At 58.8% G+C, this 24,084-nt stretch carries 20 protein-coding genes; 10 read left to right on the top strand and 10 right to left on the bottom strand.

The features are described from left to right. Positions 1–31: 31 nt before the first annotated feature. Positions 32–1,462: an exodeoxyribonuclease I gene (gene sbcB, locus ACYZT8_RS23175; RefSeq protein ID WP_461976238.1), complete on the top strand. Its 1,431-nt coding sequence runs from the start codon at positions 32–34 to the stop codon at positions 1,460–1,462. Between the two features lie 100 nt (positions 1,463–1,562). Here sbcB and mvaT read toward each other — a convergent pair whose 3' ends face one another. After that, entirely contained in the window at positions 1,563–1,940 is a 378-nt protein-coding gene (gene mvaT / locus ACYZT8_RS23170; RefSeq protein WP_007933316.1) for a histone-like nucleoid-structuring protein MvaT, read from the bottom strand. A 340-nt stretch (positions 1,941–2,280) separates the two neighbouring features. Here mvaT and purU point away from each other — a divergent pair, with 340 nt between their 5' ends. Both purU and ACYZT8_RS23160 read left to right on the top strand, forming a co-directional pair. Then, complete coding sequence (gene purU, locus ACYZT8_RS23165) at positions 2,281–3,129, top strand: formyltetrahydrofolate deformylase (protein ID WP_461976236.1); 849 nt, start codon at positions 2,281–2,283, stop codon at positions 3,127–3,129. 146 nt (positions 3,130–3,275) lie between these two features. Further along, on the top strand, positions 3,276–3,452 hold the full coding sequence (locus ACYZT8_RS23160; RefSeq protein ID WP_461976234.1) for a hypothetical protein: 177 nt from the start codon (positions 3,276–3,278) through the stop codon (positions 3,450–3,452). On the opposite strand, the gene ACYZT8_RS23155 is transcribed toward ACYZT8_RS23160, so the two are convergent. From ACYZT8_RS23155 to ACYZT8_RS23140, 4 genes are all read right to left on the bottom strand, one after another. Next, positions 3,439–4,434 (bottom strand): lysylphosphatidylglycerol synthase transmembrane domain-containing protein, encoded by a 996-nt coding sequence (locus ACYZT8_RS23155; protein ID WP_461976232.1) that lies wholly within the window; start codon positions 4,432–4,434, stop codon positions 3,439–3,441. The genes ACYZT8_RS23160 and ACYZT8_RS23155 overlap by 14 nt on opposite strands. Continuing rightward, positions 4,431–5,207: a DUF2334 domain-containing protein gene (locus tag ACYZT8_RS23150; protein ID WP_461976230.1), complete on the bottom strand. Its 777-nt coding sequence runs from the start codon at positions 5,205–5,207 to the stop codon at positions 4,431–4,433. The genes ACYZT8_RS23155 and ACYZT8_RS23150 overlap by 4 nt, the downstream gene beginning before the upstream one ends. Next, positions 5,200–6,321: a glycosyltransferase family 4 protein gene (locus ACYZT8_RS23145; RefSeq protein WP_461976228.1), complete on the bottom strand. Its 1,122-nt coding sequence runs from the start codon at positions 6,319–6,321 to the stop codon at positions 5,200–5,202. Before ACYZT8_RS23145 ends, ACYZT8_RS23150 begins: the two co-directional genes overlap by 8 nt. 209 nt (positions 6,322–6,530) lie before the next feature. Further along, positions 6,531–8,420, bottom strand: a complete 1,890-nt coding sequence (locus ACYZT8_RS23140) for a methyl-accepting chemotaxis protein (RefSeq protein WP_461976226.1) — start codon at positions 8,418–8,420, stop codon at positions 6,531–6,533. A gap of 187 nt (positions 8,421–8,607) precedes the next feature. Here ACYZT8_RS23140 and ACYZT8_RS23135 point away from each other — a divergent pair, with 187 nt between their 5' ends. Continuing rightward, the gene (locus tag ACYZT8_RS23135; RefSeq protein WP_461976224.1) at positions 8,608–10,095 is read left to right on the top strand and encodes a helicase HerA-like domain-containing protein; all 1,488 of its coding nucleotides are present in this window, start codon (positions 8,608–8,610) and stop codon (positions 10,093–10,095) included. Positions 10,096–10,227: 132 nt separating this feature from the next. On the opposite strand, the gene ACYZT8_RS23130 is transcribed toward ACYZT8_RS23135, so the two are convergent. Further along, the gene (locus ACYZT8_RS23130; RefSeq protein ID WP_461976222.1) at positions 10,228–10,683 is read right to left on the bottom strand and encodes a DUF721 domain-containing protein; all 456 of its coding nucleotides are present in this window, start codon (positions 10,681–10,683) and stop codon (positions 10,228–10,230) included. A 307-nt stretch (positions 10,684–10,990) separates the two neighbouring features. On the opposite strand from ACYZT8_RS23130, the gene secA reads away from it, so the two are divergent. The 4 genes from secA (at position 10,991) to ACYZT8_RS23110 (ending at position 16,803) form a co-directional block, all read left to right on the top strand. Further along, positions 10,991–13,726 (top strand): preprotein translocase subunit SecA, encoded by a 2,736-nt coding sequence (gene secA / locus ACYZT8_RS23125; protein WP_461976220.1) that lies wholly within the window; start codon positions 10,991–10,993, stop codon positions 13,724–13,726. Between the two features lie 122 nt (positions 13,727–13,848). After that, a complete protein-coding gene (gene argJ / locus ACYZT8_RS23120; RefSeq protein WP_461976218.1) occupies positions 13,849–15,066 on the top strand; it encodes a bifunctional glutamate N-acetyltransferase/amino-acid acetyltransferase ArgJ in 1,218 nt (405 codons plus the stop codon). A 163-nt stretch (positions 15,067–15,229) separates the two neighbouring features. Beyond that, complete coding sequence (locus ACYZT8_RS23115; RefSeq protein ID WP_461976216.1) at positions 15,230–15,862, top strand: glutathione S-transferase family protein; 633 nt, start codon at positions 15,230–15,232, stop codon at positions 15,860–15,862. Then, positions 15,859–16,803: a Nudix family hydrolase gene (locus ACYZT8_RS23110; protein ID WP_461976214.1), complete on the top strand. Its 945-nt coding sequence runs from the start codon at positions 15,859–15,861 to the stop codon at positions 16,801–16,803. The genes ACYZT8_RS23115 and ACYZT8_RS23110 overlap by 4 nt, the downstream gene beginning before the upstream one ends. 128 nt (positions 16,804–16,931) lie before the next feature. On the opposite strand, the gene ACYZT8_RS23105 is transcribed toward ACYZT8_RS23110, so the two are convergent. From ACYZT8_RS23105 to ACYZT8_RS23095, 3 genes are read right to left on the bottom strand one after another with little or no spacing between them, the layout of a single operon-like run. Beyond that, a complete protein-coding gene (locus tag ACYZT8_RS23105) occupies positions 16,932–17,513 on the bottom strand; it encodes a cob(I)yrinic acid a,c-diamide adenosyltransferase (RefSeq protein ID WP_461976212.1) in 582 nt (193 codons plus the stop codon). Positions 17,514–17,516: 3 nt separating this feature from the next. Beyond that, positions 17,517–19,553, bottom strand: coding sequence for a sensor histidine kinase (locus ACYZT8_RS23100; protein WP_461976210.1), 2,037 nt, complete (start codon positions 19,551–19,553; stop codon positions 17,517–17,519). Between the two features lie 45 nt (positions 19,554–19,598). Then, positions 19,599–20,516 carry a putative 2-dehydropantoate 2-reductase gene (locus ACYZT8_RS23095; RefSeq protein WP_461976208.1) on the bottom strand — a complete coding sequence of 306 codons (918 nt, stop codon included), beginning with the start codon at positions 20,514–20,516 and terminating at the stop codon, positions 19,599–19,601. Positions 20,517–20,655: 139 nt separating this feature from the next. On the opposite strand from ACYZT8_RS23095, the gene ACYZT8_RS23090 reads away from it, so the two are divergent. Beyond that, complete coding sequence (locus ACYZT8_RS23090) at positions 20,656–21,141, top strand: YajQ family cyclic di-GMP-binding protein (RefSeq protein ID WP_054045015.1); 486 nt, start codon at positions 20,656–20,658, stop codon at positions 21,139–21,141. Between the two features lie 138 nt (positions 21,142–21,279). Beyond that, a complete protein-coding gene (locus ACYZT8_RS23085) occupies positions 21,280–22,122 on the top strand; it encodes a mechanosensitive ion channel family protein (protein ID WP_461976206.1) in 843 nt (280 codons plus the stop codon). A 240-nt stretch (positions 22,123–22,362) separates the two neighbouring features. Here ACYZT8_RS23085 and ACYZT8_RS23080 read toward each other — a convergent pair whose 3' ends face one another. After that, positions 22,363–23,661 (bottom strand): OprD family porin, encoded by a 1,299-nt coding sequence (locus ACYZT8_RS23080; protein ID WP_461976204.1) that lies wholly within the window; start codon positions 23,659–23,661, stop codon positions 22,363–22,365. Between the last annotated feature and the right edge of the window lie 423 nt (positions 23,662–24,084).

Below are 24,084 nucleotides of genomic sequence, written 5' to 3'. Positions count from 1 at the left end.
ACTTTGCCGATCTTCAGTTCAGGAACAGCCCGTGACCTCGATCTTCTGGTACGACTATGAAACCACTGGCATCAACCCCCGATGCGACCGTCCGCTGCAGGTGGCGGGGATTCGCACCGACTTCGATCTCAATGAAATAGACGAGCCGGTCAACCTGTTTTGCCAACCAAGCGACGACATCCTGCCGCATCCGGCAGCTTGCGCGATCACTGGCATTACCCCCGGCCAACTGGCCGAACACGGATTGAGTGAAGCCGACTTCATGACCCGGGTGCATGCTCAACTGGCGGCGCCGGGTACTTGTGGGGCGGGTTACAACACGTTGCGTTTCGATGACGAGATGACCCGTTACAGCCTGTACCGAAACTTTTTCGACCCGTATGCGCGCGAATGGCAGGGCGGCAACAGCCGCTGGGACCTGATTGATGTGGTGCGTGCAGCCTACGCCTTGCGCCCCGATGGCCTCGTCTGGCCAACCGATGATGAAGGGCGGGTGACGCTCAAGCTCGAACGGCTGACCGCTGCCAATGGCATTGACCACGGCAATGCCCACGAGGCGCTGTCGGACGTTCGCGCCACCATCGCGCTCGCTCGTCTGATTCGCGAGAAGCAGCCGAAGTTGTATGACTGGCTGTTTCAGTTGCGCGGCAAGCAAAAGGTGATGGATCAGATTCGACTGTTACAGCCGATGGTGCATATTTCCGGTCGATTTTCGGCGGCTCGCAGTTATGTGGGTGTCGTGCTGCCACTGGCCTGGCATCCACGCAACAAAAACGCCTTGATTGTCTGTGACCTGCATCTGGACCCCCAGGGGTTGCTCGATCTGGATGCAGACACCTTGCGTCAGCGGCTGTATACCCGCCGCGATGACCTCGCCGACGGCGAACTGCCGGTGCCGCTCAAACTCATTCATATCAACAAGTGCCCGGTGGTGGCGCCGTTGTCGGTACTTCGTCCTGACGATCAGCAACGTCTGGGGCTGGACATGGCGCTTTATCAGGATCGTGTACTGCGGCTAAGTGACGCACAACAAGTTTGGCGAGATAAAGTGTTGGCGATTTATGCCGGCGAAGATTTCATCCCGAGCCAGGACCCCGAGCAACAGTTATACGATGGTTTTATCGGTGATCGTGATCGTCGGCTATGTGAGCAAGTCAGGGCCGCCGACCCTGCCCAATTATCACAACAGCAATGGCCTTTCGATGATGAACGTTTACCTGAATTATTGTTTCGATATCGAGCACGCAACTTTCCCGATACGTTGAGTTTCGAGGAGCAAGAGCGCTGGCGAATATTCTGTCAGCAACGTTTGTCAGACCCCGAAAGGGGCGCGCCAAATACGCTTGAAAGTTTCGTAGAAGCCGCGGCCCAATTGAACATTACTGCTACATCGTTTCAGCGAGAGGTGCTGAATGAATGGCAGAATTATGTCCAGGAATTACGCAAACGTTTGAATCTTTGAAAACGAAAAATGCCCGGTGCTTTATACAGGGCATAAAAAAACGCCAGCATCAGCTGGCGTTATTTTTTGTCGCGGATAAGTCTTTGACAACCTCTGGGGATTAGCCCAGCAGGGTAGCCCAGCCTTCAACCACGTCACCGCCCCACTTGGCTTTCCACTCTTTCAGAGTCTTGTGGTTGCCACCTTTGGTTTCGATGACTTCGCCGTTGTGCGGGTTTTTGTATTGTTTAACTTTGCGAGCACGCTTGGTGCCGGTAGTTTTTACTGCGCCGCCGCGTGGTGCTTTGGTCTTGGACTCTGGATCCAGCAAAGCGATGATGTCACGCAGGGACTTGGAGTATTCGCCCATCAGGGTGCGCAGTTTGCCTTCGAATTCCAGCTCGGTTTGCAGTTTGTCGTCTTGGGACAGGTTCTTCAAACGGGCTTGCAGCTCTTTGATAGCTTCTTCGGTGGCACGATATTCGTTGATCAAGGACATGAGGACTACCTTATGTTGGGCGCTGGATGGCAGGGTGACAGTGCCGCAATAATAGTCAGGGTGTTTCATCAAGTAAACATATAACCGGTGTTTTATTTAAATTAGTTGCGGTGAATAGGGCGCGAATTGAACGCAGAGTTAAAAGTGTGATGCAGTCATCACAGATATTCACAATTGAACGCTTGAAGATTGACTACAAGAACACCATCGCGCGGGCGGCAAGGTGCTGCCGGAAGCTGTTCCACTGACCTGCGCGCCGGGGAATGCGTCATCAATACTGCAGTTTTGCTGCGTAATCGCTAGAATGGCGGCCTTTGCGAAGTTCTGGAGTTTCCCCCTCATGCGCACTTTTCGGCTGGTGATTGCTTGCCCGGACCGCGTCGGCATCGTTGCTAAAGTCAGTAACTTTCTGGCGTCACATAACGGCTGGATCACTGAAGCGAGCCATCACTCGGACAATCAGAGTGGCTGGTTCTTCATGCGTCACGAAATTCGTGCTGATTCGCTGCCTTTCGGCATCGAAGCCTTTCGCGAAGCGTTTGCACCGATTGCCGAAGAGTTCTCGATGAACTGGCGCATTACCGACACCGCGCAGAAAAAGCGCGTTGTGTTGATGGCCAGTCGTGAGTCCCACTGCCTGGCTGACTTGCTGCACCGCTGGCACAGTGACGAACTCGACTGCGAAATCTCCTGCGTGATTTCCAACCACGACGACTTGCGCAGCATGGTCGAGTGGCACGGCATTCCTTATTACCACGTACCGGTCAATCCACAGGACAAAGAGCCGGCCTTCGCCGAAGTCTCGCGTCTGGTCAAACAGCACGATGCGGAAGTGGTGGTACTTGCCCGTTACATGCAAATCCTGCCGCCCGCGTTGTGCAGTGAGTATGCGCACAAGGTCATCAACATTCACCACAGCTTCCTGCCGTCGTTCGTCGGCGCCAAACCGTATCACCAGGCTTCCATGCGTGGCGTGAAGTTGATCGGCGCGACGTGTCACTACGTAACTGAAGAGCTGGATGCCGGTCCGATCATCGAGCAGGACGTGGTGCGCGTCAGCCACAGTGACAGTATCGAAGACATGGTGCGTTTCGGCCGTGACGTCGAGAAGATGGTGTTGGCCCGCGGTCTGCGTTATCACCTCGAAGACCGGGTGCTGGTGCACGGCAACAAGACCGTCGTGTTCTGATAGCCTGCTGCTGATCGTTCCCACGCTCTGCGTGGGAATGCCTCAGGGGGCGCTCCGCGTTCCAGCTCGCGAAAGGGACGCGGAGCGTCCCGGGCTTCATTCCCACGCAGGGCGTGGGAACGATCTGGTAAAGAGAGGACATGACCATGGCCGATCCACTCGACAAAGCCACCTCCAAGGCCCCCGCCACGTTGGGAGAGGGCTGTTTAAGTCGCTACGACCCGGATGACATGAACGCCGAGGATGGCACTGAGTTTCCCGGCGCCGCCGAGTTGTGGGAGCAGTTGCAGCAAGAGCCCGATGACAAGCCTAAGCCTGCTTGAACTTCATCAGTTTCTTGAGCAGTGGCCGCCCCAGCATCAGCAAAAACACCGGGCCACCCACCACCAGGTAGAAGTAATACGTCACCGCCCGCCAGATCAGAATCGCCGCTGCAGCTGTGGACTTCCCCACCATGGGCGCCAACAGCGCCGCCGACGTCAACTCCGCCGCACCGGCACCGCCCGGTAACAGGCTGAATTGCCCGGCACTCAGCGATAGCATCTGGATCAGGAAACACCAGGCCCACTGTAAATCCGCCCCGAGCCCGCGCAACGCCAGATACAGCACGCTATAACGAAGGAGCCAATGCACGCAGGTCAGGGCGAACACCTTGATCAACGTAAGAACCGGCAACTTCAGCGTGTCAGTGAACGCCGCCAGGAAGTGCAGGAGTTTGCGTGCCCAGCGCAGGCGCGTGGTGCCTTTGACATTGAGGCGAACCAGCAACCGCCCGCTCAGGCGAATCAGCAGTCGATGGTAGCGGGCCACCACCACGCAACTGACCAACCCGCCGAACATCGAGATGGCGCTGACGATCAGCAGCCATTCCAGGCGTTCGCTGAGGTGCTGGAACAGTGCGTAAATCAGAATTCCACTCAACGCGCAGAGGAAAAACAGCAGGTCGCTGAGTTGGTCCATGGCAAACACCGCGCTACCCCTTGCCGGGCGTACGCCATTGCGCGCCAGCAGCGCCATGATGGTCAGCGGGCCGCCACTGCCGCCGGGTGTGGCGCAGTAGGCGAACTCGGCAGCCATCACCACGCCGAGGCTTTTGACCCGGCCCACCTTGTCGCATTGATCACCCAGTAACAGGCGCAAGCGCTGGGTGTTCACCACCCAGCACAGCAAGATCATGCCGAACATGATCAGCAATTCATTCAACGGAAAGTTTTGCAGCCGTGACCATGTCTGGTTGCCGCCCAGCAGCAACGGAATCAGCACCGCGGCGAGCAGGGCGATAAACAGCAGAATCCCCCGGCTCATGCGACGCGACCGAGACGGTCACTGCTCAGCGAGAGCCACTGCGCCTTGGTCATCGGCACGCGACCTTCATCGAGCAAGCGCTTGAGGGTTTGCAGCCAGTAATTGCGTGAAAACCCATGGCGCATGTCCACCGGATGCAAACCGAGACGAATCACCGGCGCTTGCCGCCAACGCTGTTCACGCTGATCGCTGAGCAGTTTCGACAGGCCCCTGCGCCAGGCACTGCGCGCACTCCAGACCAGCCCGGGCGCATCGATGGCCGTGAAATCCGGCAGTCGATAGAGATGCTGAGGATCGCTGGTGTAGCTCAGCGGTAACTGGCGCAACGCCTGGCGAGTGCCTTCGCTCATCAGCCAGGCCGGGGCGACGAAGCCTTCCAGCGGCCAGTGATAGCGATGGAACACTTCGATTCCGGCCCGCAGGCGGGCGAGGGCGGCGGCTTGCGACAAGCTGTAAAATTCGCCTTCGTGGGTGTAGATCCGGCGCATGAACCAGTCTCTGGGATTGTTGGGAGGAGGGGCCTCATCGCAATGAAAGTAGCCGTGCAAGGCCAGTTCGTCACCTCGGGCGACTCGGCTGGTGAGCAATTGTCTGAATCCTGGATGCTCATCCAGATCGTTGTGCTTGTGGAAGTTCGGCACCACCAGCCAGGTCATCGGCACCTCGCCCAAGGCATCCACGGCTTCGACAAAAGGCTGGTAATCGGCCCAGGTTTGCGGCGCAACGTCGTGTAGCACGAGTAACAGGCTGGGCGGGTACATGGGCTCAACCATTGGCGGTCAGCGGCCATTGGCTGCCGAGAACTGCGTGATAGTGACCCAGCAGGCTATTGACCACGGTGTCCCAAGCGTAATGCTGTTCGACATGACTGCGGGCTCGTTTGCCCAGTGCGGCACTCCCCTGACTGAACAACTCGCGGACGGCGTTGGCCATCGCCAGGGAATTGTTCGGCGCGCAGAGCAGACCACATTGATCGGTCACGATTTCCTGAAAGGCCCCGGCAGCCACGGCCACGACCGGAATGCCGCTGGCCATCGCTTCGAGGATCACCAGGCCGAACGTTTCCTGATCGCCGGCATGCACCAACGCGTCAGCGCTGGCCATCAACCGCGCGACCTGCGTGGCCGGGCAGAACTCCTCGATGACGGTAACGTTGTCCGGCAACCCGGCGGGCATCGACGAACCGACCAACAGCAGGTGATAACGAGGCCCGAGACGCTTCATGCAGCTGAGCAGGACCGGCAAGTTCTTTTCCTTGGAGCCTCGGCCGGCAAAGATCAGCAGGTGGGTGTTTTCATCGATGCCCAGTTCGGCCCGCAAGCCGCTGTCCCTTGCGCCGGGATTAAACATTTGCAGATCGACGCCCAGCGGCTGCACAAACACATTCTTCACCCCCAGACCGATCAACTTGTCGGCCATGACCTGACTCGGCGCCAGCACCCGGTCGAAGTTGCCATACAGCTTGCTGACATACGCTTCGACATTCGGGGTCACCCAATTGCCCATTCGGTTACTGACCAGCAGCGGCAGGTCCGAGTGATAAAACCCTATCACCGGCACATCCAGTTGCCGACGCGCATCCAGAGCAGCCCATGCGGTGAGGTAAGGGTCGCCGACTTCGATCAGATCGGGCTGTAAGTCTTGCAGGACATTTCGCCATGGAGCCAGGCGGAGGGGGAAACGATAACCCTTGCCGAAAGGCAGGGCCGGGGCTGGAACGGTGTAAACGCCATCCTGTTCACTCAGGTGTGCACCCGGGATCAGCAAACTGTGGCGAATGCCTGGCTTGATACTCAGGCGACGGTGCTTGGCATCCAGATACGTGCGCACGCCTCCGCTGGCAGGGGCGTAGAACATGGTTATGTCCGCGATATGCACAATGAGCATTCCTCCGGTCCGTTGTTCTCCCTTGGTTGACCTTTATGAAGGATAGATGTTCGGTTGGGGTTTTGTGGCGGGGGGATCAGCGAGGTTTTTGCGGTGTATTACCAGCCGCCTTCGCGAGCAAGCCCGCTCAAACATTTAACCGCGTTCTTTCAGAAAGAATGCAGTCAAATGTGGGAGCGGGCTTGCTCGCGAAGAGGCCAGTTCAGACGCTAGATACGGAAACTACCCACCAACTGCTTCAGACGCGCCGCCTGCTGCTCAAGGTCCGAGCAAGCCCGCAACGTCGACTGCAAGTTCTCCACACCTTCCTGATTCAGCGTGTTGATCTCGGTGATATCTACGTTGATCGATTCGACTACGGCCGTCTGTTCCTCGGTCGCCGTCGCCACCGACTGGTTCATCCCGTCAATCTCACCGATACGCAACGTCACGCTGTTCAACCGCTCGCCCGCCAGGTTGGCGATTTCCACGCTGTCCTGACTGTGGCGCTGGCTGTCGCTCATGGTGCTGACGGATTCACGGGCGCCGACTTGCAGCTCCTCGATCATGGTCTGCACTTGCTGCGCCGATTCCTGCGTGCGATGCGCCAGGTTGCGCACTTCGTCCGCCACCACCGCAAAACCCCGTCCGGCTTCACCGGCACGGGCCGCTTCGATGGCGGCATTCAGCGCCAGCAGGTTGGTTTGCTGGGAGATGCTGGTGATCACTTCGAGAATTTGCCCGATGTTCACGGTTTTGCTGTTCAGCGATTCGATGTTGGTACTCGAAGCGCTGAGCATGCTCGACAGCTGATTCATCGCTTTGATGCTGCGATCCACCACTTGCTGGCCGTCTTCGGCGAGGCTGCGGGCATCGCTGGCCTGGCTGGACGCCTGGGCGGCGTTGCGGGCGATTTCCTGAGCGGCGGCGCCAAGCTGGTTGATCGCTGCGGCCACGCTGCTGGTGCGCGAGGCTTGCTGGTCGGAGTTGAACATCGACGAGTTCGAAGCGGCGACCACCCGCAGCGCGACTTCGTTGACCTGGCCGGTGGCCGAGGACACTTCACGGATCGAACCGTGAATACGTTCCACGAAACGGTTGAACGCGGTGCCGAGGACGCCGAATTCGTCGTTGTTTTCAATGGTCAGGCGCTTGGTCAGGTCGCCTTCGCCGTCGGCGATGTCCGCCATGGCGCGGGTCATGACGTGCAGCGGCTGAATCAGGATGCGGATCAACATGCCCAGCAGCGCGATGATGATCGCCACGGCAATAATGGTCGCGACGACCGCCGAGGCGCGGAACTCGCTGAGCATCGAGAAGGCTTTGTCTTTATCGATCGACAGGCCGATGTACCAGTTGACCGATGGCAGGCCTTTGATCGCGGTAAAGGTGACGATGCGGGTCTTGCCGTCGACTTCTACTTCACTGAAGTCGCTGCTGATACGTGGGGTACTTTTCGGGTACGCCTCGCTCAGGGACTTCATCACCAGGGCTTTGTCCGGGTGCACCAGGATCTTGCCGTCGGCGCTGACCAGGAAGGCATAGCCCATGCCGGAGAAGTCGCGGGCGCTGAGGGTGTCGATCAGGGTTTGCAGGCTCAAGTCGCCGCCCACCACGCCCACGCTTTGTCCGGCCTTTTTCGAGGCGCTGGCGATGGAGATGATGGTCTGGCCGGTGGCCGCATCGATATAGGGTTCGGTCAGGGTCGCCGTGCTGCTGCTTTCGGCGCCTTTGTACCAAGGGCGCACCCGTGGATCGAAGCCAGCGGGCATTTTTGCGTCCGGGCGAATCGTGAAGCTGCCGGTGGCATCGCCCAGGTAGGACGCCATGAAGGTCGACGTCAGGGCTTTCTGCTCAAGCAGACTGGCGACGTTGGACTGTTCAGGATTGATGGCTATGTTTTGAGCAAGGTTATCGATCAGCAGGATACGACCGGCCAGCCAGGTCTGGATGTTGTTGGCGGTGACGTCTCCCATCTCATTGAGGTAATTGTCCAGGTCTTCGCGAATGGCGTTGCGCTGCAGGTAGTCGTTGTACAGTGTGAACGAGGCGAAGGCGGCAATGACGATGAGGGCGGCGGCAAGCAAAATTTTATGGCTGAAGCGCAGGTTTTTGTTCATGGCTTGGGGTTCCGCTAAGGTCTTAATGTCCTGAGCGTGCTTTTATAAAGGCACGCAAAATGGGCAATGTTGAAAAAAGCTGATATTTCCATCCTCTCCTTAGGGAATTACCGACGCTATTTTCGGATTGGTCTTACAACTATTTGTATCGGCCGTGCAGGATCAAAGATTAACCATGGGTGACAAAATGCCTGACTCATCGCAACTCGTTATCGGCGCTGACCTTGCCGGCCAGCCTGTCTCTCAGGCCATGCGCCTGGCGAACCGTCACGGTCTTGTCGCGGGCGCTACCGGCACCGGTAAAACCGTCACGTTGCAGCGCCTGGCTGAAGCGTTCAGCGACGCTGGCGTGGCGGTGTTCGCGGCAGACATCAAGGGCGACCTGTGTGGCCTGGGCGCCGCCGGCAATCCTCAAGGCAAAATCGCCGAGCGGATCGCCGGGATGCCATGGCTGAACCACAAGCCTGCGGCGTATCCGGTCACCTTGTGGGACATCCACGGTCAATCCGGTCATCCATTGCGCACGACCTTGAGTGAAATGGGGCCGTTGCTGATCGGCAGCCTGCTGGAGTTGACCGACAGTCAGCAGTCGGCGCTGTATGCCGCGTTCAAGGTGGCGGACCGCGAAGGGCTGTTGCTGCTGGACCTCAAGGATCTGAAGGCGCTGCTCAATCACCTGCGTGACAACCCCGAATTGCTGGGGGACGACGCGGCGTTGATGACCACCGGTTCCAGTCAGGCGCTGTTGCGGCGTCTGGCGACCCTGGAACAACAAGGCGCCGAAGCGCTGTTCGGCGAACCGGCACTGCAACTCGAAGACATTCTGCAACCGACGGCCGATGGTCGTGGACGTATTCACTTGCTGGATGCCAGTCGTCTGGTACACGAAGCGCCGAAGGTGTATGCGACGTTCCTGCTGTGGTTGCTGGCTGAGTTGTTCGAGCAACTGCCGGAGCGTGGCGATTCGGACAAACCGCTGCTGGCGCTGTTTTTCGACGAAGCGCATTTGTTGTTTGCCGGCACGCCCAAGGCTTTGCAGGATCGCCTGGAGCAGGTGGTGCGGCTGATTCGTTCCAAAGGTGTGGGCGTGTATTTCGTCACGCAATCGCCGGGCGACTTGCCGGATGACGTGCTGGCTCAGCTCGGCCTGCGTATCCAGCACGGTTTGCGCGCCTTCACCGCCAAGGAGCAGAAATCCCTGCGAGCGGTGGCGGAAGGCTTCCGGCCCAACCCGGCGTTCGACGCCTTGTCGGTGCTGACTGAGCTGGGGATCGGCGAGGCGCTGGTCGGCACCTTGCAGGACAAGGGCACGCCGGAGATGGTCCAGCGTGTATTGGTCGCACCGCCGCAATCGCGGATCGGGCCGTTGACCGAAACCGAACGCACGATGCTGATCGCCGGGTCGCCGTTCAAGGGGCGGTATGACAAACCTGTTGATCGGGAATCGGCGTATGAAATATTGATGGGCCGCAAAGGGTTGGCCCCAGAGCCTGAAGCCGCTCCGGGCAAGCCGGCGGCCGAAGAGCCAAGTTTCACCGACAAGGCCGGGGAATTCCTCGGCACAGCGGCGGGGCAGGCGCTGAAATCGGCGATGCGCCAGGCGGCCAATCAATTGGGCCGACAGCTGGTACGCGGTCTGATGGGCTCGCTGCTCGGCGGCAGCAAACGCCGTTAGTGAGTTGATCGTTCCCACGCTCTGCGTGGGAATGCAGCAAGGGACGCTCCGTGTCCCAAAGCGTGACGCAGAGCGTCACAAGAGGCACTCCCACGCAGAGCGTGGGAACGATCGGCAGGTGAAATATCAATTTCAGATTTTGGGTTTGGCGTGCGCCGCAAGGCGTTCCAGCGCCGCCCGCAGATTCGGATCGCTGATCCCGTCGGCCGTGGCCTGAATGGTTGCGCCCGCGTCGGTCGACAAACTGATGGTATGGCCCGCCGCCCCTTGCTGGACGGTCGGCGGCTGCACTTTGAACAAAATCCGCGTCAGGCTGGCGAATTCGTCGAACATTTGTAACTGGCGTTGCAGACGCTTTTGCTGATAACGCAGGCGGGTGGCCCAATGACCGTCGGTGACGATCAGCAACAAACTGCCTTCGCGCCACGAGGCCACATGGCAATGCTCGCGCGCAGCAGGCTGCAACTGGCTTTCGAGCAGACGTTGTAAATGACCCAGGCGTTGAGCGTGGCTGAAAATGGCTTTCAACGGCTTGGCTTCGCGAAGCAGAACGGCGGGTGCTCTGGCCGTGAGAGGGCGAAATGCCATGATCAGACACCTGAAGTAACAGAGCCGCCATGGTAGCAGAAAGCACCACGTGCACCCGACCCATTGCTTTGCGAGCGCTTTACCCATTAAATCAACGAGTAACTTCTGCCACGAATGGCTTGAAGTTGCGCAAAAAGCCCTTATTTTAAGTGAGCCCCGTTACAACGCAGTGCATGCATCGTGGAACAACGCCACTTTCCTCACCATCGTTTCCGGGTAGAATGCTCGTTCGCATGCGGCCATGAGGGCTGCACGGGCGACTCACGGGGCCGCCCTCCATCCCTTTAGTGTGGAAGATCCTGCCGATATGTTTGCGCCTTTGTTAAAGAAACTTTTTGGAAGCAAGAACGAGCGTGAAGTCAAACGCATGCTCAAGACGGTGCAACTCGTCAATGCCTTCGAAGAGCAAATGGTGGCCCTTTCGGACGATCAATTGCGTGCCAAGACAGATGAGTTCAAGGCCCGCATCGCCAAAGGGGAAACCCTCGACAAGCTGTTGCCAGAAGCCTTTGCGGTCGCCCGCGAAGCCGGCAAGCGTGTCATGGGTATGCGCCACTTCGATGTCCAGCTGATCGGCGGCATGACCTTGCATGAAGGTCAGATCGCGGAAATGCGTACCGGTGAAGGCAAGACCCTGGTGGCAACACTGGGCGTTTACCTCAATGCGCTGTCCGGCAAGGGCGTGCACGTTGTGACCGTGAACGACTACCTGGCCCGCCGTGACGCCAACTGGATGCGTCCGCTCTACGAATTCCTCGGCATGTCGGTCGGTGTTGTCACGCCGTTCCAGCCGCCGGAAGAGAAACGCCTGGCTTACGCTGCCGACATTACCTACGGCACCAACAACGAATTCGGTTTCGACTACCTGCGCGACAACATGGCGTTCAGCATGGAAGAAAAATTCCAGCGCGAACTCAATTTTGCCGTGATCGACGAAGTCGACTCCATCCTCATCGACGAAGCCCGTACCCCACTGATCATTTCCGGTCAGGCCGAGGACAGCTCCAAGCTGTACATCGAGATCAACAAACTGATCCCGCAGCTGGAGTTGCACGTCGAAGAAGTGGAAGGCGAAGTCACCAAGGCTGGCCACTACACCGTCGACGAGAAGACCCGTCAGGTCGAACTCAACGAAGCCGGTCACCAGTTCATCGAAGACATGCTGACCCGTGTCGGCCTGCTGGCTGAAGGCGAGAGCCTGTATTCGGCGCATAACCTGGGCCTGCTGACCCACGTGTATGCCGGTCTGCGTGCGCATAAACTGTTCAACCGCAACATCGAATACATCGTGCAGGACGGTCAGGTCGTGCTGGTCGACGAACACACCGGTCGTACCATGCCGGGTCGTCGTCTGTCCGAAGGCCTGCACCAGGCCATCGAAGCCAAGGAAAACCTGAACATCCAGGCCGAGAGCCAGACCCTGGCTTCGACCACGTTCCAGAACTACTTCCGTCTGTACAACAAGCTGTCCGGCATGACCGGTACTGCGGACACCGAAGCGTTCGAATTCCACCAGATCTACGGTCTGTCGGTGATGGTTATCCCGCCGAACAAACCGCTGGCGCGTAAAGACTACAACGACCTGGTGTTCCTGACCGCCGAAGAGAAATACGCGGCGATCATCAATGACATCAAGGAATGCATGACCCTGGGCCGTCCGGTGCTGGTGGGTACTGCAACCATCGAAACTTCCGAGCACATGTCTGCGCTGCTGCAGAAGGAAGGCATCGAACACAAGGTACTGAACGCCAAGTTCCACGAAAAAGAAGCCGAGATCATTGCCCAGGCCGGTCGCCCGGGTGCGTTGACCATCGCCACCAACATGGCCGGTCGTGGTACCGACATTCTGTTGGGCGGCAACTGGGAAGTGGAAGTCGCGACCCTGGAAAACCCGACCCCTGAGCAAATTGCCCAGATCAAGGCCGACTGGCAGAAACGTCACCAGCAAGTGCTGGAGTCGGGCGGCTTGCAGGTGATCGCTTCCGAGCGTCACGAATCGCGCCGTATCGACAACCAGTTGCGTGGTCGTGCCGGTCGTCAGGGTGACGCCGGTTCCAGCCGTTTCTACCTGTCGCTGGAAGACAGCCTGATGCGCATCTTCGCCTCTGACCGGGTGAAGAACTTCATGAAGGCCCTGGGCATGCAGTCCGGTGAAGCGATCGAGCACCGCATGGTGACCAACGCCATCGAGAAGGCTCAGCGCAAGGTTGAAGGTCGTAACTTCGACATCCGTAAGCAACTGCTCGAGTTCGACGACGTCAACAACGAACAGCGTAAAGTGATTTATCACATGCGTAACACGTTGCTGGCTGCCGACAATATCGGTGAAACCATTGCCGACTTCCGTCAGGACGTGCTCAACGCCACCGTCAGCGCGCACATTCCACCGCAATCGCTGCCTGAGCAGTGGGACGTGGCCGGTCTGGAAGCCGCGTTGCAGAGCGACTTCGGTGTGGCGCTGCCGATCCAGAAATGGCTCGACGAAGACGACCACCTGTACGAAGAAACCCTGCGCGAGAAGCTCATGACCGAGCTGCTTGCCGCTTACAACGAGAAAGAAGAGCAGGCGAGCGCCGAAGCGCTGCGCACCTTTGAGAAGCAAATCGTTCTGCGCGTGCTCGACGACCTGTGGAAAGACCACCTGTCGACCATGGATCACCTGCGTCACGGCATCCACTTGCGTGGTTATGCACAGAAGAACCCGAAGCAAGAGTACAAGCGCGAGTCGTTCACGCTGTTCTCCGAGCTGCTGGATTCGATCAAGCGCGACTCGATCCGTGTGTTGTCGCATGTTCAGGTTCGCCGCGAAGATCCGATCGAAGAAGAGCAACGTCTGCGTCAGGAAGCCGAGGCACTGGCCGCGCGCATGCAGTTCCAGCACGACGAAGCACCGGGTCTTGAGCAACCGGAACTGCTCGGTGAAGAGGTCGATGTAGCCCTCGCCACCGCACCGGTTCGCAACGAACAGAAGCTGGGCCGTAACGAACTGTGCTACTGCGGTTCGGGCAAGAAATTCAAGCATTGCCACGGGCAGATCCAGTAAAACCCGTTTCATACGCTGAAATACCCGCGCCGCGACCGGCATCAGCCGTCGCGGCGTTTTGCCATTTACACCACCGTTCTTCCTGAAAACGGTGCTGACATCATTTATTAAGGAGCGCATTCATGGCTGTTGGTCTTGGTCCTTTGCCAACGTTGCACCCGGTTGCCGGTTTTGAACTCGGTATCGCCTCGGCCGGCATCAAGCGCCCGGGGCGCAAGGATGTCGTGGTCATGCGCTGCGCCGAAGGCTCCACGGTGGCGGGCGTGTTTACCCTGAACGCCTTTTGCGCCGCTCCGGTGATTCTGGCCAAGCAACGTGTGCAAGGCCCGGTGCGTTACCTGCTGACCAACACCGGCAACGCCAACGCCGGCACCGGCGAGCCTGGCCTGGCCGCTGCCGAGCGCACCTGCGCCAAACTGGCTGAATTGACGGGGGTTGATGCCAGCCTGGTGCTGCCGTACTCCACCGGCGTGATCGGTGAGCCGCTGCCGGTCGAGAAGATCGAAGGCGCGCTGCAAGCCGCGCTGGATGATCTGTCGATCAACAACTGGGAAGCTGCCGCTACCGGCATCATGACCACCGACACCTTGCCCAAAGGTGCCAGCCGCCAGTTCCAGCATGACGGCGTGACCATCACCGTTACCGGCATCAGCAAAGGCGCGGGCATGATCCGCCCGAACATGGCGACCATGCTCGGCTACATCGCCACCGACGCCAAAGTCTCCCGCGACGTGCTGCAAAACCTGCTGCTGGATGGCGCGAACAAGTCGTTCAACCGCATCACCATCGACGGCGACACGTCGACCAACGACTGCTGCATGCTGATCGCCACCGGTCAGGCTGCGCTGCCGGAAATCACCTCCGCGAGCGGTGAACTGTTCGCCAAGCTGAAACAAGCGGTGTTCGAAGTGTGCATGGACGTGGCCCAGGCCATCGTGCGTGACGGCGAAGGCGCGACCAAGTTCGTGACTGTTGAAGTCAACGGCGGCGGCACTCACCAGGAATGCCTGGACGTCGGCTACACCGTGGCCCACTCGCCGCTGATCAAGACCGCGCTGTTCGCTTCCGACCCGAACTGGGGCCGCATCCTCGCCGCCGTCGGGCGTGCCGGTGTGCCGAACCTGGACGTGAGCAAGATCGACGTGTTCCTCGGCGACGTGTGCATCGCCAGCCGTGGCGCCCGCGCCGCGACCTACACCGAAGCCCAGGGCGCGGCGGTGATGCAGCAGGAAGAGATCACCATCCGTATCGAACTGGGTCGCGGCGATTGCAGCGAAACCATCTGGACCACCGACCTGTCCCACGAATACGTGAAGATCAACGCCGAATACCGTACTTAAGACCGAGTCGCCCTCGTCGCGGGCAAGCCCGCTCCCACACGACCGAGTCGATCACACGATTGTTGGCCGACGTTGAACCTTGTGGGAGCGGGCTTGCCCGCGATGACGGACGATTACGCGCTAGTTATTTTGGCTTGTTCCCCTGACGAGAAGGCACCAACATATGAGCCTCCACCTGATCATCGGCGACAAACTGCTTTCCTCATGGTCCCTGCGTGGCGCTTTGGCCCTTGACCTCACCGGCGCCCCGTACACCGAAGAACTGATCAAGCTGAATCAGCCGGACACCCGCGAACGTCTGCTCAAGCACTCGCCGACCGGCAAAGTCCCGCTGCTCAAAACCGAACACGGCACCATCGCCGACTCCCTGGCGATTGCCGAATACCTGGCCGAGCAATTCCCCGACGCCGGCCTCTGGCCCAAAGACCCCGCCGCCCGTGCCCAGGCACGTTCGGCCTGTGCGCAAATGCACGCCGGGTTCTTTGCCATGCGCGGCAACATGCCGTTCGACCTGAGCCGCGATGCACCGCTGTCGCCGACGCCTCCTGACGTGCAGGCGGACATTGAGCGCATGCTGGCGTTGTGGGCCGAGTGCCGCGAGGCCGCTACTGAAACCGGTCCGTTCCTGTTTGGCGGCGCGACCCTCGCCGATGCTTTCTTCGCACCGATCGCCGTGCGCTTGCGCACTTATCAGGTGAAGTTGCCGGCAGCGGACGAAGCCTATGTCGAAACCGTCTACCAATGGCCGTCGTTCAAGGCTTGGCAGAAGGCAGGTCTGGAGGAGATAGGGCAGTGAAACGAGTACACGTAGCCGCCGCCGTTATCCGTGACAGCAGTGGCAAGATCCTTATCGCACGCCGTGCCGATACCCAGCATCAGGGCGGCTTGTGGGAATTTCCCGGGGGCAAGGTTGAGGACGACGAGTCCGTCGAAACCGCCCTGGCTCGCGAGCTCCAGGAAGAATTGGGCATTGTGGTCAGCGCCGCGCGACCGTTGATCAAAGTCCGCCACGATTATCCGGACAAGCAAGTGTTGCTGGACGTTTGGGAAGTGACGGCCTTTACCGGCGAACCCCACGGTGCCGAAGGCCAGCCTTTGGAATGGGTGGCTCAGCGTGATCTGCTGAGCTACGAATTTCCGGCGGCCAATCAGCCGATCGTCTCGGCCGCTCGATTACCTGCGCAGTATTTGATTACACCTGACGACCTGGAAACTCCGGCCTTGCTGCGCGGTATCCAGAAAGCCATCGCTGGCGGCATCAAGTTGATCCAGCTGCGTGCGCCCAACGGCTACGATCCGAAATACCGGGATCTGGCGGTGGATGCGGCGGGGCTGTGTGCCGGCAAGGCGCAGTTGATGATCAAGGGGCCGTTTGAGTGGCTGGGCGACTTCCCGTCCGCGGGCTGGCACATCACGTCGGCGCAGTTGCGTAAATACGCAGCAGCGGGTCGACCATTACCGGCGTCGCGCTGGTTGGCGGCGTCTTGCCACAATGCTGAAGAGTTGGCGCTGGCCGAGCAGATGGGGGTGGATTTTGTGACCTTGTCGCCGGTGCAGCCGACGCTGACTCATCCGGATGCAATGCCGCTGGGTTGGGAGCAGGCTTCGGCGTTGATCGAAGGTTTCAGCAAACCGGTGTTCTTGTTGGGTGGTGTTGGCCCGGCTGAGCAGCAGAAGGCTTGGGAAGCAGGGGCGCAGGGTGTGGCGGGGATTCGGGCGTTCTGGCCAGAGATTTGAATTTCCGGTGATGCTGACGGCCTCTTCGCGGGCAAGCCACGCTCCCACAGTTGACCGAGTTCTTCCAGATGGAATGCGATCAAATGTGGGAGCGGGCTTGCTCGCGAAGGCGGCCTGACAGGCGCCGATTATTCCTGCGGTTTAGCAGCCGGCTGCCAAAGAATCTCGGCAATCCCCTGGCGCTTGGCAATCACCCTTGCCACCACAAACAACACATCCGACAACCGATTGATATACGCCAACCCAACCCCGGCCAACGGTTCAATCGCGTTCAAATGCTGACAGCGCCGCTCCGCGCTACGCGCCAGGCTTCTGCACACATGGGCCTGGGCAATCAGCGCTGAACCACCCGGCAGAATGAAATTCTCCAGCGGCCCCAGCTCTTCATTCCACACATCGATCGCCGCTTCCAGGCGTTCGATCTCCGCTGCATTCAGCGCTTGATACACCGGCATCGCCAACTCGCCACCCAGATCGAACAACCGATGCTGGCAGGGCGCAAGAACCTCAATCACCTCGTTCAATCCCGGATACGCAGCACTTTCTGCCGCCAACCCGGCCAATAGCACGCCTACCTGGCTGTTCAGCGTGTCGACTTCGCCAATGGCTTCGATCCGCGGGTGGTCCTTGGGCACGCGGCGGCCATCGCCGAGTCCGGTTTCGCCTTTGTCGCCGGTGCGGGTGTAAATCTTCGACAAGCGAAAGCCCATGGGTTACCTCGATAGCTGATTGAGTTCTTGAGAGATGACGGGGCTGCCTGCCAGCGGCAGGCGCAGGGTGAAACAGGTGCCTTGGCCCAATGTGGATTGCACCTCCATCTGACCCTTGTGGTTATTGGTGATGATGAAGTACGAGACCGACAACCCAAGGCCCGTGCCCTGACCGATTTCCTTGGTGGTGAAGAACGGCTCGAAGGTGCGTTTGCGCACGTTCTCGCTCATGCCGATGCCGTTGTCCTCGACCTGGATCTCCGCCCACGGCGGGTTCAGCCGGGTGCGCAGAATGATTCGTCCCGGCTCGCGGTCGTCTTCACGTTGGTGAATGGCCTGGGCGGCGTTTTTCAGCAAGTTGAGCAGCACTTGTTCCAGTTCGTTGGCCGTGCCGGGCACCGGGCCCAGCGCCGGGTCGAACTGACGGATGATCGCTTGGCCCTTGAAGTCGAAACCGATGGCCAGGTCGAAGTCGTTACCGGCGATTTCCACCGCTTGATCGATCAGCGCCGGCAGGTCGCACGGAGCCATTTGCCGGGTGCTGCGGCGGCTGAAGCTGAGCATGTGCGTCACAATCTTCGCTGCCCGGGCGCCAGCCTGTTGAATACCATCCAGCAGCTGTGGCACTTCGCGTGCTTGCAGGTATTTGTTGACCGTGTCCAGGGAAATGCCGGCTTGCTCGGCCTGTTCGAGGTTCTTCGGCAGGTCAGGCGATAGGCGTCGTCGAATGTTCTGCACGTTGTGCAGGATCGCGCCCAACGGGTTGTTGATTTCGTGGGCCATGCCGGCGGCGAGGCCACCGACCGAGAGCATTTTTTCTGATTGCACCATCATTTCTTCCAGCGACAGGCGCTGGGTGATGTCGTCGATCCGGATCACCACACCACGCCCGGCCCCGCCCATCAGCGGGTAGAAGGTCAGGGCGTAGTGTTTGGGTTCGTCGTCCTTGAACCAGGTGACGCGCTCGATCTTCGCCACCGTGTGCTGCTCGACGGTTTGCTTGAGCTGCGGCAGAAACGGTTTCAGCGGCTCGAAAGCGAGGAAGATCGGCTGGTTCAAGGCTTCGTCCAGACGCGTGCCGGACAGGGCGCTGGCTTCCTGATTCCACTGGGTCACGTAGAGCTGCTCGTCGAGGGCGATCAGCGCCGACGGCATGGAGTCGATGATGCTGTTGAGGTAATTCTGGAAGCCGGTGAGTTTCTTCTCGATCTTGCTGCGCACCTGAACTTCGAGTTCCAGTTTGCGATTGGTGTGGCGGGTTTCTTCGGCCAGACCTTGCGCCTGATCGTAAGCGGCCTGGGAGTCATCGCGGGCACGTTTGAGCTGCTGCTCCCGGGCTTCGATCCGCGAGAGCATGGTGTTGAACGCCTCGGCGAGACTGCCGATTTCATCGTGGTTGCCACGGGAGGCGCGCAGGGCGTAGTTCTCTTCGCGGGTCACTTGCCGGGACAGCTCTTCGAGCTGATGGATCGGCCGGGTAATCAGGCGTTTGATCTGCCGGGCGATCACCAGCCACAACAGCACACTGAAGATCAGAATGCCCAGACTGGCGGTCAGGGTCCCGGTGTAGAACGCCACCGGCAATTCGCTGCTGGCCACCAACAACAAATGCCCCGGTGCGGTGCCGGGGCGGGGCAGGGTGATCACCTGGTTGCTGCGAAATTCGGTGGCTTGCCAGGATTCGATGTGCCGATAACGATCCGGCAGGTGCAGCTTTTCGCCATGCTGTAACTGTGCCAGGCGCTCACCCTTGCCGTCATACAGGGCGGCCGCCCGCAGCGGTGAATAACTGTTGAGTTCGTTGAGCAGGCGTTCGGCGCTTTGCGGCGACGTCAACGCGTCGGCCACCAGGCTCGGGTTGGCCACCAGTCGCCCGATGGTCTGCAAGGCCTGGGGCGCCATGCTTTCCTGGGAGATGTAATACGCGGCGCTGATAAAAGTCAGGTTGGCGACCAGCAGGATGGTGATCAACAGCACGAGCAGGGCGGCCAGCAGTTTCTGGCCGACGGGAAGGTTTTCGAGACGCTGGCGCAATGGCATCAGGTTCATCGCTGAAAAGGAACAAGTGGCCAGCGTAGCCGCTGCTCAGTCGCTGGGCAATCCAAGGCTGTGCAGATGGGCGATCAACCTCGATTCAAGCTGATTGAGATGGGGCAGGTTCAACCGGTGTCGCGAGGCCACTTTACAGACATAGCCCAACAGGTAGCTGATTTCGGTCCGGCGCTGGCTCGCGACATCCTGGTGCATCGAGGAGTAATTGGCCGCCGTGGCGTGGATCACCCGTTCGACTTCCTGTTGCAGGTCCTCGGCCGCTGCCGGTTGGCCGCAACGTTCCAGCAAGTCAGTCAATTCATCGCACAAGGTGGCGACTTCGCAATGGTGTTCCTGCAAGCCGCCGTTGCGGCAATCGTGCAGCACCGTCAACGGATTGATCGCACAGTTGAGCGCCAGTTTTCTCCACAGCCTTGTCAGGATCTCGGTGCTCCACTCGTGAGGAATACCGGCCGCATTCAACTCGTCCAGCCAGATCGGTGCCACCGGATGACTGGCATCCCCCAGCCAGGTGTAGCCGTGACCGGCAAACACTACGCGCCAGTCGCCATCGCGAAACGCGCCTTCGGTGCTGGAGGCGCATACGCAACGCGCCTGGGGCACCTGCGCGGCGACAGCGTCCTGACTGCCCAGACCGTTTTGCAACAGGATCAGTTCGGCATCAGGCGTCAGACGTGGCGCCAGTTGGGCGACGGCCTTTTCGGCATCGTAGGCTTTGCAGGCCACCAGCAGACGGTGGATCGGCTCGCTGCCGTGCGGTGTTTCACCGGGGATCTCATAGGTGTTGGCTACGCCGTGCTCGACCAGCGTCAACCCGCCAGCCGCCTGATACGCCTGCAAGCGCTGCTCATCGCGCACGATCAACCGGACCGGCACGCCGGCCCGCGCCAGGCGGGTGGCCCACAACGTGCCGAGGCTGCCGGCGCCCAATACATGCCAGGTGGTGGACATCAGCTTTTTGCTCGGTTTGGCGCAGGCATGTGAGGCTCGCAGTATCGGTTGGAAAAGACCCGTTATAATGAGCCCGATTTTAACCGCAAGCCAAGCGCGCGCCATCGCTATCGAGCGCGCCTTTTATTGGAGAGATTACATGCCGTCGTTCGACGTGGTATCCGAACTGGACAAACACGAAGTCACCAACGCGGTCGAGAACGCCGTCAAGGAACTCGATCGTCGTTATGACCTGAAAGGCAAGGGTACCTTTGAATTCAAGGAAAAGGACCTGACCGTCAACTTGACCGCCGAGGCCGACTTCCAGCTGGAAGCGATGATCGAGATCCTCAAGCTGTCCCTGGTCAAGCGCAAGATCGACGTGCAGTGCCTTGAGGTCAAGGATGCCTACGCGTCGGGCAAGCTGATGAAGCAGGAAGCCGTCCTCAAGGAAGGCATCGACAAAGAGCTGGCGAAGAAAATCGTCGCTCACGTCAAGGACGCCAAGCTCAAGGTCCAGGCTTCCATTCAGGGCGAGCAAGTGCGCATCACCGGTAAGAAGCGTGATGACTTGCAGGAAGCCATCGCGGCTCTACGCGCCAAGACCTTCGATATGCCGCTGCAGTTCAACAACTTCCGCGACTGACCTTTCAAGCGGGAACCTCTCGGCGTTTTCGGCGTCCGAGGCCCAAGCGACGGCAGAAACGATTGAACCCATATGGGTTTGGTCTTTCTGCCGCTCATTTTTTCGCGTGCCGGGAAGCCGGGAATCAGGAGAAAAAAGATGGATTTGAATGCTGAAGTAGACAATCTGGTCAAGGCGTCTGAAGCCTGGATCCCGATGATCATGGAGTACGGCAGCCGCGTGTTGCTGGCGGTGATCACCCTGGCCATCGGCTGGTGGCTGATCAACAAGGTCACGCAAAAGCTCGGCGGTTTGCTGGCCTTGCGTAGCGCCGACTTGGCGCTGCAAAGCTTTATCAGTAACGTGGCCAACATCATTCTCAAGGTGTTGCTGATTGTCAGCGTCGCTTCAATGATCGGTATTGAAACCACCTCGTTCGTTGCTGCCATCGCTGCGGCGAGCTTCGCCATAGGTATGGCGTTGCAGGGCAGCCTGACAAACTTCGCCGGCGGTGTGCTGATTCTGCTGTTCCGCCCGTTCCGCATCGGTGACTGGATCGAAGCGCAAGGTGTGGCCGGTACGGTTGACGCCATTCAGATTTTCCACACCGTGCTGCGCACCGGGGACAACAAAACCATCATTGTCCCGAACGGCAGCCTGTCGAACGGCATCATTACCAACACCAACCGTCAGCCAACCCGCAAAGTAGTGTTTGATGTGGGCGTGGACTACGAAGCGGACTTGCAGAAGGCCCGTGAAGTATTGCTGGAGCTGGCCAAAGACGAACGTATTCTGACTGAGCCGGCTCCACAGGCAGTCATTTCTACGCTGGGCGACAGTTCGATCACTGTTTCGCTGCGTGTCTGGGTAAAAACAGCCGATTACTGGGATGTGATGTTCATGTTTAACGAGCAGTCCCGGGATCGTCTGAAAACTGCCGGTATAGATATTCCCTTTCCACAGCGGGTTATTCGTGTGGTTCAGGAAGCGACAGCGCAGTAAAAACGTTTTAACTTGGCTGGTCGGTCAAGTTAAACGCAGAAACCCAAGCGTCGATAAGACGCTTGGGTTTTTTTGTGGTTGCCCGTTGAGGGAAGTTAGCTGGCTAATGTTGTTGATATGAACGTTATTAGCCTGCTTACGAATTAGTGCTGTGCAGACATAAAAAAACCGCCCACCTGGTCAGGTGAGCGGTTTTTGATTAGAGCAAAGCTCTACAGTACTACCGGTCTTACACCCTGATTACAGGATGCTCAGCGGGTACTCAACAATCAGACGCACGTCGTTGTTGTCCGCAGTGTAATCAGCGTTGTAAGCGCCGTTTGCACGGTAAATTGCACTACGCAGGCGGAACGACAGATCCTTGGCTGGACCTTCTTGCAAAACGTACTTGGTTTCGAAGTTGAACTCGTGTTCCTTACCTTCGGTACCCTCGGTCGTTTCGATGTTATCACCGTATACGTAACGAGCCATGAAGCTCAGGCCAGGTACGCCGTAGGTAGCCATGTTCAGGTCGTAGCGACCCTGCCAGGATTTTTCTTCGCGCCCGATAAAGTCGGAGATCTGGATGGAGTTGGCTACGAAGATCGTACCGTTACCGTCCACGCCGTACAGGTAGTTGGTGTCGCCGGACGAACGTTGGAAACCAAGGGTGAACTTGTGAGCACCGAGGCTGTAGGCAGCTGCAAGGCTCCACAGTTTGTTGTCGAGCTCGCCGTACAATGCCTGACCTTGGTCTTTGGTGCGGTAGGCGTTGAAGTCGATGTTCAGCGACTGGCTGTCATCGATCGGGAAGGTGTAGTTGGCGTTGACGTATTGCTTCTTGAAGTAGTCATCAACATCGGACGCAGCGATAGCGGCAACGAAGTTATCGGTGAACTGGTAGGTTGCACCTGCGATGTTGGCGCTGGTCAGGCCCGGGGCGTGCTTGCCGTTGATGCTGTCCTTGCCCATGCCGGTTTGCGAGCTGAGCGCAGTGAAACGACCGGCGCTGAGTTCCAGGCCTTTGATTTCCTTGCTGGTCAGCAAGGTGCCTTCGGCGACTTCTGGCAGCAGACGGCTGTCATCGGTAGCGAATACAGGGCTGGCAACGAATTGACGACCGTACTTCAGAGTGGTGTCGGAAAGACGGAACTTAACGGCTCCGCCAGTCTTGCCCTGGCTTTTTTCCGGGTTGCCGTCGCTGTCAGTAGCGAACAGGCCGTTACCGGCACGTCCCGAACCGCCGTCCAGTTTAACGGTACCCATGGCCATGGCATCAATACCAAAACCGATGGTGCCTTGAGTGAAGCCCGATTCGTATGTCAGCAGTTGGCTGAGACCGTTGTCCTGGCGATAGCCACTTTTGAAAGTGCCGTCACCGTTGGAAATGTTACCGGCGCCATTACGGAAGTCGCGGTTCATGTATTCAAAACGGGTTTTGAGTTTCAGGCTCTGGTCTTCCAGGAAGCCTTTGGACTCGTCCTGAGAGGACGCCATTGCGAACTGCGAGGTGCCTGCTGCAACAGCAACTGCGATCATGCTCCACTTCATCACGCGCATCGTGATTTGCTCCTTTGGTTTTTAGAAGAGTACTGCCGTCCCACCTGTTTTATTATCTGGGCGGCTCTTTCTTTTTGTGTCGGCGCAAACTTATATCACGCCGAACATGTTGGCGATACTTGCGTATCTAACCTTGCAGCTTCTTTACGACCCTGTCGCAAACAGCTGGGTAGATGTCGCAAATTTAAAGCCTCGACGCAAGCGCACTGGCAACTTTAGTGTTGTTTTCCAAGGCTTGTGCATCGGTAAAAAGAGTCCCTGGTGAAACGCTTGAATCTCCATTGGGCAACCCTGCCACTGTTTTTATTTGCCTTGGGGCTTCCACTTCCAGCGGAGGCTTCCAGGGCGATGTGGGTGTGAATGCAACAAGCGTGCTCAAACCAGAATTCTGCTGCTGTTTTTTTCTGAAAGTCTGCCTGTCGC

The sequence above is a fragment of the Pseudomonas sp. LB3P93 genome (genome assembly GCF_054898025.1).
This window is presented reverse-complemented; position numbering and strand designations above follow the sequence as displayed.